Source organism: Herbaspirillum sp. YR522 (assembly GCF_000282575.1).
Classification (GTDB): Bacteria; Pseudomonadota; Gammaproteobacteria; order Burkholderiales; family Burkholderiaceae_D; genus Herbaspirillum.
The window spans coordinates 1-13,869 of record NZ_AKJA01000022.1; the positions used below are offsets into that span (position 1 = coordinate 1).

Genomic DNA, 13,869 nt, shown 5'->3' on the forward strand with positions numbered 1-13,869 from the left:
CCCCCCCCTGCCGGTGCGGCTGGCCGGCGAAGGCGACCTGCCGCAGGCCGGGCAGGTACTGCTGGCGGGCGACAACAAGCACCTGGTATTCCGGGGCGGCGGCGTGCTGGGCTACATGGCTGGCGCCGCGTCGGACGTCTACCGGCCGTCGGTGGACATGTTTTTTCATAGCGTGGTCAAGTATTGGCAGGCGCCGGCGGTGGGCATATTGCTGACCGGGATGGGGCGCGACGGCGCCGCCGGTCTCAAGGCCATGCGCGAGCACGGATCACACACGATTGCACAGGATCAGGCCAGCTGTGCGGTCTATGGCATGCCCAAGGCGGCGGTGGCGCTCGATGCCGCCGTCGAGGTGCTGCCCGTTTCAGGCATTGCAGCGCGGTTGCAGGGCCTGCTGGCCACATTCAGTTGAAGGAACAGAAAATGATTTCGGTGCATACCGATATCCAGAACGGCAGCATGGCGCTGTCGGCGGACGAATACAAGATCATGGTGCTGCTGGTGGACGACCAGGCCATGGTGGGCGAGGCCATCCGGCGCGCCTTGCTCAACGAAAAGAATATCGACTTCCATTTCTGCACCAAGGCCGAGGAGGCGCTGGCGGTGGCCGAGCGCACCCGGCCTACGGTGATCCTGCAAGACCTGGTGATGCCGGGAGCCGATGGCCTCACGCTGGTACGCCAGTATCGCGCAAGCCCGGTGCTGGTCGATGTGCCCATCATCGTACTGTCGAGCAAGGAGGATGCCACCGTCAAGCGCGACGCCTTCACCAGCGGCGCCAACGACTACATGGTCAAGCTGCCCGACGTCATCGAACTGGTGGCGCGCATCCGCTACCATTCGCGCTCCTACATCAACGTATTGCAACGCGATGCAGCCTACCGGGCCTTGCGCGAAAGCCAGCAGCAACTGCAGAAGAGCAACTTCGAACTGCAGCGCCTGACCAATACCGATGGCTTGACCGGTATCGCCAACCGCCGCTATTTCGATGACTACCTGAGCGCCGAATGGAAGCGGGCACGGCGCGAAAAACTGGAGTTGTCGCTGCTGCTGATCGATGTCGACTTCTTCAAGCTCTATAACGACAACTATGGCCATGTGGCCGGCGACGCCGTGCTCAAGCGCGTCGCGCAGGTGCTCGACGGCAGCGTGATGCGTCCGGCCGACCTGTCGGCGCGGTTTGGCGGCGAGGAGTTCGCCATGATCCTGCCGCGCACCGACATTGGCGGCGCCCATGGCATCGGCGCCAGGATCTGCGAGCTGATCCTGGCCCAGCAGTTGCCGCATGTCCGATCGACCGCCAGCCAGTGGCTGACCGTGAGCGTGGGCGCGGCGTGCGTGGTGCCCGGCGAAGACCAGGATGCCAAGGAATTGATCGAAATGGCCGACCAGTGCCTGTACCAGGCCAAGCAGCAGGGGCGCAACCGCGTGGTATGGGAGCTCAGTGCATGATGGGTCGTCATGCGCACGCCGGCGGCCTGCGCCGGCAGTCCAGCCTGACCAACCACCAACGATAGGGCGCCATGCGCGAGATCACGACACTGGAACAACTCGAGGCCCTGGCCGGACAGCAGGTGGCGGTCAGCCAATGGATCGCCATCACCCAGCAGCAGGTCGACCGTTTTGCCGATGCCACCGGCGACCACCAGTGGATACACGTGGATGTCGAACGCGCGCGGCGCGAGCTGCCCACCGGCGGCACCGTGGCGCATGGTTTCCTGACGCTGGCCTTGCTGCCGCAGATACTGGCCGGCACCATCGACCTCGGGGCGCAGGTCAAGATGCTGCTCAACTATGGTCTGAACCGGGTACGGTTTCCTGCGCCGCTGCCGGTCGGCAGCCGGGTGCGCGGGATCGTGGTGCTGCAATCGGTGCAGACCATTGCCGGCGGCGCGCAACTGGTGTGGGAGATCACGCTGGAACGGGAAGGCGGCGACAAACCGGTGTGCGTGGCCGAGTTCCTGGTGCGCCGCTACTGATGCGGCGCACCGGGCAGCGCTCAGCGCTTGGCGTACTGGCTGTTGCCAAATAGCAGTTCGCGTGCACGGTCGTCGTGCAGCGGCTTGCGCTTGTCGGCCAATACCGCCACGCCGCGCTGCACCGCCGCACGCGCGTTGATGGCGTCGAACCAGCGCGCGACGTTGGGGTAGTCGGCCAGGTCGATGCCCTGGTTCTTGTGCGAACGGGTCCAGGGGAAGCAGGCGATATCGGCGATGGTGTATTCGTCGCCGGCCAGGTAGGCGTGCCGGCCCAGTTGCTTGTCCATCACCTGGTACAGCCGCTTGGCTTCGTTGCTGTAGCGATTGACGGCGTACTCGATCTGCTCGGGGGCGTACAGACGGAAGTGATGGGCCTGGCCCAGCATCGGTCCCAGGCCGCCCATCTGGAACATCACCCACTGCAGCACTTCATATTTCTGGACATCGGTATGGCCCAGCAGGCGCCCGGTCTTGCCTGCCAGGTAGATCAGGATCGCGCCGGATTCGAACAGCGAGATCGGCTGGCCATCCGGGCCGTCGGGGTCGACGATGGCCGGGATCTTGTTATTGGGCGAGATCTTCAGGAATTCGGGGGTGAACTGGTCGCCGGCGCCGATATCGATGGCGTGGGCGGTATAGGGCAGGCCACATTCCTCCAGCATGATGTGAACCTTGTGGCCGTTGGGCGTGGCCCAGCTGTAGACGTCGATCATGGAATTGCCTTTCACGGTTAGAGGGCGGCCAGCCGGTCCAGCGCCAGGCGCAAGGTTTCATCCTTCTTGGCGAAGCAGAAGCGCACGATGCCGGATTCCTTGGGTGTGTTGTAGAAGGCCGAGACCGGAATGGCGGCCACGCCGATCTCGGTGGTGAGCCACTTGCAGAAGTCGGCCTCGGACAGCGACGAGATGCGATCGTACCTGACGCATTGGAAGTAGGTGCCTTCGGAGGGCAGCAGCTCGAAGCGGGTGCCGGCTAGGCCCTGGCGGAACAGGTCGCGTTTTTGCTGGTAGAAGGCCGACAGGTCCAGGTAGGGCGCCGGGTCCTTCATGTAGGCGGCCAGGCCATACTGCACCGGGGTATTGACGGTGAAGACATTGAACTGGTGGACCTTGCGGAATTCCGCGGTCATGGCCGCCGGCGCAGCCACGAAGCCGACCTTCCAGCCGGTGACGTGATAGGTCTTGCCGAAACTCGAATTGATGAAGCTGCGCTTGACCAGCTCCGGATGGCGCGCCAGCGACTGGTGCTGCGCGCCGTCGTAGACCATGTGCTCGTAGACTTCGTCGGACAGCACCAGGATATCGGTGCCGCGCACGATATCGGCCAGCGCCGCCACGTCGCTGGCATCGAATACGGTGCCGGTCGGATTGTGCGGGGTATTGACCATGATCATGCGGGTCTTCGGGGTGACGGCGGCGGCCACCTTGCCCCAGTCGATGCCGTAGCCGCGCTCGCCCACCGTCATCTGCACGAACACCGGGATGCCGCCTGCCAGTTCGATGGCCGGCACATAGCAGTCATAGACCGGTTCGATCACGATCACTTCGTCGCCGGCATGCACCGCGCACAGCACCGAGGTCAGGATGCCCTGGGTGGCGCCGGCGGTGACGGTGATCTCGCTGGCCGCATCATAGCGATGACCATACAGGTGCTCGAGCTTGGCGGCGATGGCTTCGCGCAGCAAGGGCACGCCGGCCATCGGCGGATACTGGTTCAGGCCGTCTTGCATGGCATTGGTGACCGCCTGCACCAGCGCCCGGTCGCAGTTGAAATCGGGAAAGCCCTGGCCCAGGTTGACCGCGCCTTTTTCGGATGCCAGCGCCGACATGACGGTGAAGATGGTAGTGCCGACGTTAGGCAATTTGGTGACGATGTTGGTGCTCATTGCAGCAGAGGGCCTGGTTGGTTTTACGAGGCCGTTATTTTAGCTGGAATCGACCGTATCGATGATTGCGGCGGGGCCATGGGCATATGACCGGGCGTGCTAGGCAGCGGGGCGGTCGACGAAGGCATCGGCGCGCCAGTGCTGCGGTTGCACGATGGCAAACATGCCGCGCTTGGTGGTACGCCGGCCCAGCTTGAGCACCGCGCGGTCCTTGCTCACCAGTACATGGGCCTGGCATTGCAGCGCCAGTTCCAGGAACTTCTGGTCGTCGCGGTCGCTGCAGATGGGCAGGCCGAAGGTATTGACCGGTTGTACCGGCAGGCAATGCAGCAGGCGGTCGAATTCGTCGCAGATGGCCTGGCGGTCGCTGGCCAGCGCCGCCAGGTGCGGATAGTCAAGCACCGCCAGCCATTCGCTGCGGCAATCGTCGCGGGTAAAGGCCTGCACGCTGCCGTCGTTGAGCGCCTGCAGCAGCGCTTGCCAGCGGGGGTCGCGAAACACGAACAGGTCGAGGCAGACGTTGGTGTCGAGTACCAGGCGCTGGCGGGTGGGGGGCAGGGGCGTGGAGCTTGCCTGGTCGTGGCTCATGTTGTCCTGGCTGGATTGACGCCGCTGTCAGTTATCGATGCCGGCGTTGGCGTTGGTTGGCGGCGGCTCATCTTGCCATTGGAACAAGTCGCCGCCGGTTTCGAGCGCATCATACCCTTGATCGGTCAGGCGCCAGAAATTATGCATGTCGACCGCCACCAGGCGCCGGTCATTGAGCAGGCGCAAATGATGCAGGATCAGTTCTGGGGCTTGCTTGCCGGCAAGTTCGCCCTGGATCTTCTCGACATCGCCATAGGTAGTGCCGAACGTGGCCAGGGTCTTGAGAATGTCGCCCATCAGGGCCTTGTCGCGTTTCATGGTCGCCTCCTTGCCTTGTTGTGGTAGTGATAAGGTTTTGTGTCTGACTAAGTCATAGACCGCGGGACCGGCGGCAAGTGCTGTCGGATCGATGCCGGGCATCTCGATTGATTAACGGCAAGTCGGCGCGCCCACTTGAGCCGCACGCGAGTGCCGGGCTTTCTGTATGATGGCCGCCATTGCGTAGAACCGATGACCAAGATACTCCCATGCTGATTGTTCTGTCTCCCGCCAAGTCGCTCGATTACGACAGTGCGCCTACTACCGATTTGCACACCACGCCTGCGTTCTTGCCGCGCTCGGCCGAGCTGATCGACATTCTCAAGAAGCTGTCGCCGGCCGAGATCGGCAGCCTGATGAGCATTTCCGATCCGCTGGCGGTGCTCAACGCCGGGCGCTATGCGGCGTGGTCGCGCAAGTTCACCACCAGGAACGCCAAGCAGGCGGTGCTGGCCTTCAATGGCGACGTCTACGAAGGTCTGGATGCGGCGTCGCTCGATGGCAGGCAACTCGACTACATCCAGGGCCACGTGCGCATCCTGTCGGGGCTGTATGGCATGCTGCGCCCGTTGGACCTGATGCAGCCTTACCGCCTGGAAATGGGTACCCGGTTGGCCAATCCGCATGGCCGCGACCTGTACGCGTTCTGGGGCGATGAGCTCACGCAGGCGCTCAATGTCGAGCTGGCCCAGCAGAAGGCGCCGGTGCTGGTCAACCTGGCCTCGGAAGAATATTTCAAGGTGGTGCGGCCCAAGCTGCTCAAGGCGCAGGTGATCGCGCCGGTGTTCGAGGACTGGAAGGGCGGCAAATACAAGATCATCTCGTTCTACGCCAAGCGCGCGCGTGGGCTGATGGCGCGTTACGCGGCCCTCAACGAGATCAACCAGCCGCAACAGCTCAAGGGCTTCGACCTGGACGGCTATGCCTTCGCCGAGGAGGCCTCCAGCGAAAGCAGCTGGGTGTTCCGGCGGCGGGTGGCGCAATAAGGCGTAGGCGACGCTGGCAGGTCGATAAAAAACCCTCGTAGTTCACACTGCGAGGGTTTCTTGTTAGTGCCTGCGGTAAGCGAGCGTTACCAGACCTTCCACCAGGGACCGGCCTTTTTCTTGGGGCCGCCGGTGTACCACGAACTGTTGGGATAAGTCGCCTTGATCACGCGTTCGGTGTCATCGCGCAGCTGTTGCTGGCCCAGCGCCTCGTAGGAGCGCATCAGGATGAACAGCGCTTCTTCGTTGGCCGGCGAGTCGGGGTATTGCTTGATGGCGGCCTGGGCACGGTTGGCGGCCGATACATAGGCGCCGCGACGGAAGTAGTAGTTGGCCACGTGCACGTCGTACTGTGACATGGCATTGACCAGGTACTTCATGCGCGCGATGGCGTCCGGCGTGTACTTGCTCTCGGGAAAGCGCTCCGCCAGCAGCTTGAACGAATCGAAGGCGTCACGCATGGCCTTGGGGTCGCGCTCGGTGTTGTCCTGGTCGGTGAAGGTGTCGAAGATGCTGGTGCGGTCGTTGAAGTTGATCAGGCCGCGCAGGTAATACATATAGTCGACGTTGGGATGGTTGGGGTGCAGCTTGATGAAGCGGTCGGCAGCGGCCAGGCCCTGCGCCTGGTCGTTCTGGCGATAGTAGGCGTAGGCGACATCCATCTGCGCCTGCTGGGCGTAGGTGCCGAACGGATAACGCGATTCGAGCTTCTCGAAGTACTTGATTGCCTTGTCGTAGCCACCTGCGTTCAGTTCGTCCTTGGCTTCCGAGTATAATTTGCCGGCCGACCAGCCGACGGTCTCGTCCTTCTGCTCCGGCAGCAGGCCGCAAGCAGCAAGCGACAGGGCGAAGGCGACGGTGATGAATTTGAATAAGATGTTTTGCATGTTTTGCATGACTCAGTGTGCGTGTCTGATTGCGTGTCCGTAAAGGCGTGCCAGCGACGAAGCGCCTGTCTGAGCTGGCTGCAAAGGTTACCCAATCCAACCCGCCCAATCCGGCGATTATAGCTGATGTCACGTAAGAAACCCCCCCAGATTGCAAATGACGAGCCTGTAAAACCAGGTTTGCAGGCCCCCCTCGAGATCGACGAGGCCGATGAGGTCGATGATGGCGACGAGGCGCTCGATGATGCCGCCGCCTTGGCCCCGATTTCGTTGCGACTGACCGATGATGCCATCGGGCAGCGCCTGGACAAGGTGCTCTCGGGGCTGATCCCCGAGTTTTCCCGTAACCGTATACAGCAATGGATCGAGGCCGGCCACGTCACCGTCGACGGCGCCACCGCCAAGATCAAGACCACCATGCTGGGCGACGAGCAGATCGAGATCGCCCCCCAGGCCGCGCCCCAGGACCACCCGTACGAACCGGAGCCGATGGCGCTCGATATCCTGCACGAGGACAAGGCGATCATCGTGCTCGACAAGCCGGCCGGCCTGGTGGTGCATCCGGCCGCCGGCAACTGGAGCGGCACGCTGCTCAATGGGCTGCTGCACCATTGCCCGGCACTGGCGCAGGTGCCGCGCGCCGGCATCGTGCACCGGCTGGACAAGGAAACCAGCGGCCTGATGGTGGTGGCCAAGACCCTCGCGGCCCAGACCGACCTGGTGCGCCAGTTGCAGGCGCGCACGATGAAGCGCCAATACCTGGCGCTGGTATGGGGCACGCCGCAGTTGAGCGGCACGGTCGATGCACCCATGGCGCGCCATCCGCGCGACCGCATCAAGATGGCGGTCTCCGAGAGCATGTACGCCAAGACCGCGGTGACCCACTACCGCAAGCTGGCCACCGGGCTCATCGATCGCAAGCCGGTAAGCCTGCTTCACTGTCGCCTGGAGACCGGGCGCACGCACCAGATCCGGGTCCACCTGGCTTCGCTCGGCTTTGCGCTGGTGGGCGATGCGCTGTACGGCAAGCATCACCTGATCCCGGTGTTCCCGCGCCAGGCGCTGCAAGCGGCTCGCCTGGGCGTGGTGCATCCCGCCAGCGGCAAGTTCCGGCAATGGGCCGCGCCGCTGCCGGCCGATATCGTCGAACTGCTGCAACGGGCCGGCATCGATCCGGCGTTGGCGGTGATTCCCGAGATGACGGACGACCCGGACCCGGTCGCCGGCGACGCCGACGACGACTATTGAGACAACGCATATGCAACTGCTGATGCCCGAATGGCCGGCGCCGCCCAATGTGGGGGCGTTCGCCACCACGCGCGCCGGAGGCTTCAGTCCGGCGCCGTATGACGATGGCGCCGGTGGCCCCGGGCTGAACCTGGGCAATCACGTGGGCGACGACCCGGCGCTGGTGGCGGCCAACCGGGCGCGCCTGGCGCGACTGCTGCCGCAGGAGCCCGCCTGGCTGACACAGGTACATGGCACGACCGTGTGCGATGCCGCCAGCGTGACTGCCGGCGCCCAAGGCGACGGCTGCATCAGTGACCGGCGCGGCGCGGTGTGCGTGATGATGACCGCCGACTGCCTGCCGGTGCTGCTGTGCGACGCGGCCGGCACCGTGGTGGGCGCGGCCCACGCTGGCTGGCGCGGGCTGGCCGCAGGGGTGCTGGAACAGACCGTGGCCGCCATGCGCGCGCGCGGGGCCGGGCGCATCATGGCATGGCTGGGGCCTGCCATCGGCGCGGCGCAGTTCGAAGTGGGGGCCGAGGTGCGCGATACGTTTGCACGGCATGACCCGGCCGCGCTGCAAGCTTTCACGGCGCGCCGGCAAGCCGGCAAGTACCTGGCAGATATCTACCACCTGGGGCGGCTGCGACTGCGCAGCGCCGGGGTCGACGACATCAGCGGCGGCGGACTGTGCACCGTCAGCGATGAGCGTTTCTATTCCTATCGGCGCGACCAGACCACCGGCCGCATCGCTTCGCTGGTCTGGCTCAAATAGGCCTGCGGCGACTATCGTCTTCCTTGAATTCGCGTAGCACCTGTATCAGCGCCCGGGTATGGCTGGGCAGGCCTTCCAGCGCGCGCACGCAGATTTGCAACTGCCGCTTGGCCCATGGATCGGCCAGCGCCACCAGCCTGATCTGCAGCCGCTCGGCAGCGGCACGCGCGGCAGTCTCGGGGATCACGGCCACGCCCACGCGCTGCTCGACCATGCGGCAGATGCCGTCGAAGCTGCGTAGCCGTACCCGATATTGCAATGGTCGCCCGGCACGGGTGGCGTGACCGGCCAGGTGCTGTTGCAGGGCGCTGTCGCCTGACAGGCCGACGAAGTCCTGTTGCAGCAGGTCCTTGAACCAGAGCGACCTGCGGCGCCCCAGCGCATGGCGCGCCGGCAGCACTGCTACTAGGTTGTCCTGGCGGAAGGCGAATGTCTGCAGCGGTCCGCTGTCGGTGGAGTCGGCGATGATGCCGACATCGGCGGCGCCTTCGCTGATGGCCTGCACCACTTCATAACTGAGTTTTTCCTCCAGCTCGATGTCGGTATGCGGATGTGCGCCCAGGAACGCCGCCAATGCCTGGGGCAGGAACTCGGTCATGGCCGAGGTATTGCACAGCAGGCGGATACGGCCCTTGAGACCGTGCGCGTATTGGCCCAGCTCGTCGCGCAACTGGTCCATCTGCTGGCCCAGCATGCGCGCGTGATGCGCCAGCGCCCGTCCGGCGTCGGTGGTGCAGATGCCGCGCCGGTTGCGTTCCAGCAAGGCAGTGCCCAGGGCGTCTTCCATATTGCGGATGCGCTGGCTGGCCGAGGCCAACGCCATGTGGGCGCGCGACGCACCGGCGGTGATGCTGCCGCTTTCCACGACATGCAGGAAGAGCCGCAGGTCGGACAGGTCGAAACGATGGGTCATGGCGCTCCTTGGGCGAGGCGATCAGGCTTCGGAAAACCCGAAGGCTGGCTAAGTGTATTCCACATTTTCAGGCCGCGGCCGGGCTGGCAGACTGCTTTCATCGCGTCGTCAACCAACAGGGCAGGGTGGTCCGGATGCCGGAAATGCTTTCATTCATGGGTTTGAGCGGTACCCAGCTGGCCGTCAGCCTGGCGGTGTTCCTGCTGGCCGGGCTGGTCAAGGGTGTCATCGGGCTGGGTCTGCCGACGGTGGCGGTAGGTTTGCTGAGCCTGGTGATGTCGCCGGTGCAGGCCGCGGCGCTGTTGATCGTGCCATCGATGGTGACCAATGTCTGGCAACTGCTGGCTGGCGGCGCCTTCATGGTGCTGGCGCGGCGCCTGTGGCGCATGCTCGCCGGCGTGGTGCTGGGTACGCTGGTGGGCCATGGCTGGATGTCGGTCGACGGCGGCCATCGTGCCGGCATGGCGCTGGGGGCGGCGCTGGTGATGGTTGCACTGGCCGGCCTGGCATCGTTGAACTGGTCGGTCACGCCCGCCCAGGAGCGTTGGTGCTCGCCGCTGGCGGGTCTGCTGACCGGACTGGTCACCGCCGCCACCGGCGTATTCGTGATACCGGCGGTGCCTTACCTGCAGGCGCTCGACTTGGAGCGCGAGCAATTGATCCAGGCGTTGGGCTTGTCCTTTACCGTGTCCACCCTGGCCCTGGCGGTCAACCTGGGGCAGGCAGGCCTGCTGGGCTCGGGCGTGGCCGGCGCGTCGCTGGTGGTGCTGCTGCCGGCACTGCTGGGCATGGGCATCGGCGGTTGGCTACGGGCCCGCGTGCCGGCGCCGGTGTTCCGTCGCTGCTTCTTTGCCGGGATGCTGCTGCTGGGGTTGCATCTGGTGCTGCAGGGAGTGTGGCGGACATGAGTGCGCCAGCAGGCATGAATCCATCCACGCCGCGTGCCTGGGACATCGACGGACCTCGGCTGCTGCCCTGCAACGAGGTTCAGGTGTACGCCTACGCGCAGGGATGCATGATCGGCATGCTCGACGGGCAGTTAATCGAAAATCACGTGACCGTCACCATGGTCTATGTCTCGCCGCCATGGCGCGGTAGCCTGGTGTTGCAGGACATGCTCGCAGCCCTGAAGTTGTGCTATCGACATGTGGGGAGATTGCCGCGCGGGCATGCCAACCATGCCCGGCGGACATGATGCAATGCGCAAGCCAAGCGCGGCCGTGGGCGCTTTGTTCAATTCGGCGGCGACTGCTCGCCGGGCTTGCGCACCATCGTGGATAGATCGCAGGACCTAACTTCCACGGCGCTCTCGTCAATATTCGACTCGCATTTTCCAACGGCTGTGTCTGCCGGTTTCTCCTTGGGCGCGGCCCTCGTCTTTGCCATCCTTTGTCGATTCCGCTTGCGTTGCGGTGTACCCATCAGGTATAAAACGATGGTCAAGGGAAATACACCGTACAGCAGGAAGGTGGCCACGCCGGCGACCGCCGATTGTTCAGTGATCGACATCATGAAGACGACGTAAAGCCATGCGATTGCAATGATGTACATGGTGGAGATGGCGTCGAGACAAAATCGTAAAGATACGCCAAAAGTGCAGACCCCAGCATGAAACAGCAAAGTCAGCAGAATCCGCAGCAAGCCGCCCCCGATGTCCCGGCATGGTTGACCCAGATGGCCGATCCGAAGTACTGGACCTCCCTGCAAGCCCAATTCCAATCGCAGTTCCAGCCCAAGCCCGCCGCGCCGTCGGGCCAGCAGCCGTGGCCGAACTTCGCTGGCGGCGGTGCGCTCGACGGCGCGGCGCTGGCGCGCCAGCTGGCCGAGCATGGCGCCAGCATCGAGCCGGCTGAGCTGCTGGCGCTACAGCAGGACTACGCCCGGCAGTTCGGCGCGCTGTGGCAGGACATCATGGCCGCGCGCACGCCATCGATCACCGATCGGCGGCTGGCCGGCCCGGCCTGGCAGGAACACCCGTACTTCGCGTTCCAAGCGGGGGCCTACCAGCTCAACGCCCGCTTCCTTGTGGCGCTGGCCGATGCCGTCAAGGGCACGCAAAAGGTGCGCCACCGGGTGCGTTTTGCGGTGCAGCAAATGATCGACGCGATGTCGCCGGCGAACTTCCTGGCGACCAATCCGGTGGCGCAGCAAAAGCTCATCGAGACCCGCGGCGAGAGCCTGACCAAGGGCATTGCACAATTGCTGGCCGACCTGCAGAAGGGGCATGTCTCGCAGACCGACGAGACCGCCTTCGAAGTCGGCCGCGATGTCGGCGCCAGCGCTGGCGCGATCATCTTCGAGAACGAACTGTTCCAGCTGATCCAGTACCAGCCGCTGACCAGGACGGTGCATGCGGTACCGCTGCTGATCGTGCCGCCCTGCATCAACAAGTTCTACATCCTCGACCTGCAGCCGCACAATTCGCTGGTGCGCTATGCGGTGGAGCAGGGGCATACGGTGTTTCTGGTGTCGTGGCGCAACGCCGATGCCTCGATGGAATCGGCGACCTGGGATCAATACATCGACGACGCCGTGGTCAAGGCGATCCACGTGGTCCAGGAAGTCAGCAAGCAGCCCCGCATCAACGCCCTCGGTTTCTGCGTGGGCGGCACGCTGCTGTCGTGCGCGCTGGCCCTGCTGGCGGCCCGTGGCGAACAGCCGATCGCCAGCCTGACCTTGCTGACCACCTTCCTCGACTTCGCCGACACCGGCGCCATCGATGTCTATATCGACGACATGCAGTTGCGCCTGCGCGAGCAGATGATCGGCAAGCGTGGCCTGATGGCCGGGCGCGACTTCTCGAGTGCCTTCTCCAGCCTGCGCCCCAATGACCTGCTGTGGAACTACGTCGAATCCAATTATCTCAAGGGCGAGCCGCCGACCGCGTTCGACCTGCTGTACTGGAATGCCGACAGCACCAACCTGCCCGGGCCGATGTTTTGCTATTACCTGCGTCACATGTATCTCGAGAACGCGCTCAAGGATGCTGGCCGGCTGACGGTGGCCGGCGAGAAGATCGACCTGCGGCGCATTGTCGCGCCGGCCTTCATCTACGCATCGCGCGACGACCACATCGTGCCGTGGAAGTCGGCCTATGCGTCCATGGCGCTGGTCAATGCCGGCAAGCCGGGCAACAACCGTTTCGTGCTGGGCGCCTCGGGTCACATCGCCGGCGTGATCAACCCGGCCTCGAAGAACAAGCGCAATTACTGGGTCAACGACAAAAAGGCGGCCGATGCCGACGCCTGGCTGGCCGGTGCTCGGGAACATCCCGGCAGCTGGTGGGGGGAGTGGGCCGGTTTCCTGGCCCAGCACGCAGGCCGCAAGGTGGCCGCACCCAAGCAGCCGGGCTCGCCCACGTACCGGGCGATCGAGCCCGCTCCCGGGCGCTACGTCAAGGTCAAGGCCGAACAGGTGGCGTGATCGCGCCCCTGGCGGTTGCAGCCGGCCGCAGAAGCCGGCGTGAATGAAAATCGATGCATAGGGCGGTGCGAGACAGGGCGGCATCACGTAATCAACATCCACATCAGGAGGCAGCACAATGAGCAAGCGTATCGCATATGTGACCGGAGGAATGGGCGGCATCGGTTCGGCCATCTGCACCCGTCTGTGCAAGGACGGCTATACGGTCGTGGCCGGTTGCGGCCCCAATTCGTCGCGCAAGGACAAATGGCTGGCGGCCATGCGCGAGCAGGGCTACGACATCCACGCATCCGAAGGCAACGTCTCGGACTGGGAATCGACCCGCGCCGCCTTCGAGAAGGTCCGCAACGAAATCGGCGAGATCGACGTGCTGGTCAATAATGCCGGCATCACCCGCGACGGCCAGTTCCGCAAGATGTCCAAGGCCGATTGGGACGCGGTCATCGACACCAACCTCAATTCGCTGTTCAACGTGACCAAGCAGGTCATCGAGGGCATGATCGAGCGCGGCTTCGGGCGCATCATCAATATCTCGTCGGTCAATGGCCAGAAGGGCCAGTTCGGCCAGACCAACTATTCGACCGCCAAGGCCGGCATCCATGGCTTCACCATGGCGCTGGCCCAGGAAGTGGCGACCAAGGGCGTGACCGTCAATACGGTCTCGCCAGGTTATGTCGGCACCGACATGGTGCGCGCGATCCGTCCCGAGGTGCTCGAGAAGATCGTCGCCGGCATCCCGGTCAAGCGCCTGGCCGAACCCGAGGAGATCGCCTCCATCGTGGCCTGGATCGCATCCTCCGAAGGTGGCTACGCCACCGGGTCCGACTTCTCGCTCAACGGCGGCCTGTACATGGGTTGATCCGGCTGGGGGCCGCCGGCCTTGCCAGC

General features: G+C 64.3%; 17 protein-coding genes. 10 read left to right on the plus strand and 7 right to left on the minus strand.

Annotation, left to right across the window (positions count from 1 at the left end; genetic code table 11):
- From PMI40_RS04225 to PMI40_RS04235, 3 genes are all read left to right on the plus strand, one after another.
- Positions 1-412, plus strand: a 412-nt coding sequence (locus PMI40_RS04225; protein ID WP_008112478.1) for a chemotaxis protein CheB, incomplete at its 5' end; no start/stop codon positions are given.
- Between the two features lie 11 nt (positions 413-423).
- Positions 424-1,452 carry a diguanylate cyclase gene (locus PMI40_RS04230; protein WP_008112479.1) on the plus strand — a complete coding sequence of 343 codons (1,029 nt, stop codon included), beginning with the start codon at positions 424-426 and terminating at the stop codon, positions 1,450-1,452.
- Positions 1,453-1,523: 71 nt separating this feature from the next.
- On the plus strand, positions 1,524-1,979 hold the full coding sequence (locus PMI40_RS04235) for a MaoC family dehydratase (protein WP_008112480.1): 456 nt from the start codon (positions 1,524-1,526) through the stop codon (positions 1,977-1,979).
- A 20-nt stretch (positions 1,980-1,999) separates the two neighbouring features.
- Here PMI40_RS04235 and PMI40_RS04240 read toward each other — a convergent pair whose 3' ends face one another.
- From PMI40_RS04240 to PMI40_RS04255, 4 genes are all read right to left on the minus strand, one after another.
- Positions 2,000-2,692, minus strand: coding sequence for a glutathione binding-like protein (locus tag PMI40_RS04240; RefSeq protein WP_008112482.1), 693 nt, complete (start codon positions 2,690-2,692; stop codon positions 2,000-2,002).
- Positions 2,693-2,709: 17 nt separating this feature from the next.
- The gene (locus PMI40_RS04245) at positions 2,710-3,864 is read right to left on the minus strand and encodes a pyridoxal phosphate-dependent aminotransferase (protein ID WP_008112484.1); all 1,155 of its coding nucleotides are present in this window, start codon (positions 3,862-3,864) and stop codon (positions 2,710-2,712) included.
- A gap of 99 nt (positions 3,865-3,963) precedes the next feature.
- A complete protein-coding gene (locus PMI40_RS04250; RefSeq protein ID WP_008112486.1) occupies positions 3,964-4,452 on the minus strand; it encodes a putative toxin-antitoxin system toxin component, PIN family in 489 nt (162 codons plus the stop codon).
- Between the two features lie 27 nt (positions 4,453-4,479).
- A complete protein-coding gene (locus tag PMI40_RS04255; RefSeq protein WP_238540888.1) occupies positions 4,480-4,872 on the minus strand; it encodes a hypothetical protein in 393 nt (130 codons plus the stop codon).
- A gap of 107 nt (positions 4,873-4,979) precedes the next feature.
- Between PMI40_RS04255 and yaaA the strand changes: the two genes are divergently transcribed.
- On the plus strand, positions 4,980-5,756 hold the full coding sequence (gene yaaA / locus PMI40_RS04260) for a peroxide stress protein YaaA (protein WP_008112490.1): 777 nt from the start codon (positions 4,980-4,982) through the stop codon (positions 5,754-5,756).
- 86 nt (positions 5,757-5,842) lie between these two features.
- On the opposite strand, the gene PMI40_RS04265 is transcribed toward yaaA, so the two are convergent.
- On the minus strand, positions 5,843-6,643 hold the full coding sequence (locus PMI40_RS04265) for an outer membrane protein assembly factor BamD (RefSeq protein WP_040501657.1): 801 nt from the start codon (positions 6,641-6,643) through the stop codon (positions 5,843-5,845).
- Between the two features lie 126 nt (positions 6,644-6,769).
- Between PMI40_RS04265 and PMI40_RS04270 the strand changes: the two genes are divergently transcribed.
- Positions 6,770-7,891 carry an RluA family pseudouridine synthase gene (locus tag PMI40_RS04270; RefSeq protein WP_008112492.1) on the plus strand — a complete coding sequence of 374 codons (1,122 nt, stop codon included), beginning with the start codon at positions 6,770-6,772 and terminating at the stop codon, positions 7,889-7,891.
- Between the two features lie 10 nt (positions 7,892-7,901).
- Positions 7,902-8,645 carry a peptidoglycan editing factor PgeF gene (gene pgeF / locus PMI40_RS04275; protein ID WP_008112493.1) on the plus strand — a complete coding sequence of 248 codons (744 nt, stop codon included), beginning with the start codon at positions 7,902-7,904 and terminating at the stop codon, positions 8,643-8,645.
- Here pgeF and PMI40_RS04280 read toward each other — a convergent pair.
- Positions 8,638-9,558 (minus strand): LysR family transcriptional regulator, encoded by a 921-nt coding sequence (locus PMI40_RS04280; RefSeq protein ID WP_008112494.1) that lies wholly within the window; start codon positions 9,556-9,558, stop codon positions 8,638-8,640. The two genes, pgeF and PMI40_RS04280, sit on opposite strands and share 8 nt — an antisense overlap.
- Before the next feature lie 134 nt (positions 9,559-9,692).
- Here PMI40_RS04280 and PMI40_RS04285 point away from each other — a divergent pair, with 134 nt between their 5' ends.
- Positions 9,693-10,466 carry a sulfite exporter TauE/SafE family protein gene (locus PMI40_RS04285; RefSeq protein WP_008112495.1) on the plus strand — a complete coding sequence of 258 codons (774 nt, stop codon included), beginning with the start codon at positions 9,693-9,695 and terminating at the stop codon, positions 10,464-10,466.
- Positions 10,463-10,753 (plus strand): hypothetical protein, encoded by a 291-nt coding sequence (locus PMI40_RS04290; protein WP_008112496.1) that lies wholly within the window; start codon positions 10,463-10,465, stop codon positions 10,751-10,753. Before PMI40_RS04285 ends, PMI40_RS04290 begins: the two co-directional genes overlap by 4 nt.
- Positions 10,754-10,791: 38 nt before the next feature.
- Here the strand turns inward: PMI40_RS04290 and PMI40_RS04295 are convergent, their stop codons facing one another.
- Positions 10,792-11,109: a hypothetical protein gene (locus PMI40_RS04295; protein WP_008112497.1), complete on the minus strand. Its 318-nt coding sequence runs from the start codon at positions 11,107-11,109 to the stop codon at positions 10,792-10,794.
- Positions 11,110-11,166: 57 nt separating this feature from the next.
- Here PMI40_RS04295 and phaC point away from each other — a divergent pair, with 57 nt between their 5' ends.
- A complete protein-coding gene (gene phaC / locus PMI40_RS04300) occupies positions 11,167-12,981 on the plus strand; it encodes a class I poly(R)-hydroxyalkanoic acid synthase (protein ID WP_008112498.1) in 1,815 nt (604 codons plus the stop codon).
- Between the two features lie 118 nt (positions 12,982-13,099).
- Positions 13,100-13,840 carry a 3-ketoacyl-ACP reductase gene (locus PMI40_RS04305; RefSeq protein WP_008112499.1) on the plus strand — a complete coding sequence of 247 codons (741 nt, stop codon included), beginning with the start codon at positions 13,100-13,102 and terminating at the stop codon, positions 13,838-13,840.
- Positions 13,841-13,869: the final 29 nt, after the last annotated feature.

Coding starts and splice junctions, on each gene's coding strand:
- PMI40_RS04230 (WP_008112479.1), top strand. CDS start 424: ATGATTTCGGTGCATACCGATATCCAGAACGGCAGCATGGCGCTGTCG.
- PMI40_RS04235 (WP_008112480.1), top strand. CDS start 1,524: ATGCGCGAGATCACGACACTGGAACAACTCGAGGCCCTGGCCGGACAG.
- PMI40_RS04240 (WP_008112482.1), bottom strand. CDS start 2,692: ATGATCGACGTCTACAGCTGGGCCACGCCCAACGGCCACAAGGTTCAC.
- PMI40_RS04245 (WP_008112484.1), bottom strand. CDS start 3,864: ATGAGCACCAACATCGTCACCAAATTGCCTAACGTCGGCACTACCATC.
- PMI40_RS04250 (WP_008112486.1), bottom strand. CDS start 4,452: ATGAGCCACGACCAGGCAAGCTCCACGCCCCTGCCCCCCACCCGCCAG.
- PMI40_RS04255 (WP_238540888.1), bottom strand. CDS start 4,872: ATGCCCGGCATCGATCCGACAGCACTTGCCGCCGGTCCCGCGGTCTAT.
- yaaA (WP_008112490.1), top strand. CDS start 4,980: ATGCTGATTGTTCTGTCTCCCGCCAAGTCGCTCGATTACGACAGTGCG.
- PMI40_RS04265 (WP_040501657.1), bottom strand. CDS start 6,643: ATGCAAAACATCTTATTCAAATTCATCACCGTCGCCTTCGCCCTGTCG.
- PMI40_RS04270 (WP_008112492.1), top strand. CDS start 6,770: ATGTCACGTAAGAAACCCCCCCAGATTGCAAATGACGAGCCTGTAAAA.
- pgeF (WP_008112493.1), top strand. CDS start 7,902: ATGCAACTGCTGATGCCCGAATGGCCGGCGCCGCCCAATGTGGGGGCG.
- PMI40_RS04280 (WP_008112494.1), bottom strand. CDS start 9,558: ATGACCCATCGTTTCGACCTGTCCGACCTGCGGCTCTTCCTGCATGTC.
- PMI40_RS04285 (WP_008112495.1), top strand. CDS start 9,693: ATGCCGGAAATGCTTTCATTCATGGGTTTGAGCGGTACCCAGCTGGCC.
- PMI40_RS04290 (WP_008112496.1), top strand. CDS start 10,463: ATGAGTGCGCCAGCAGGCATGAATCCATCCACGCCGCGTGCCTGGGAC.
- PMI40_RS04295 (WP_008112497.1), bottom strand. CDS start 11,109: ATGTACATCATTGCAATCGCATGGCTTTACGTCGTCTTCATGATGTCG.
- phaC (WP_008112498.1), top strand. CDS start 11,167: ATGAAACAGCAAAGTCAGCAGAATCCGCAGCAAGCCGCCCCCGATGTC.
- PMI40_RS04305 (WP_008112499.1), top strand. CDS start 13,100: ATGAGCAAGCGTATCGCATATGTGACCGGAGGAATGGGCGGCATCGGT.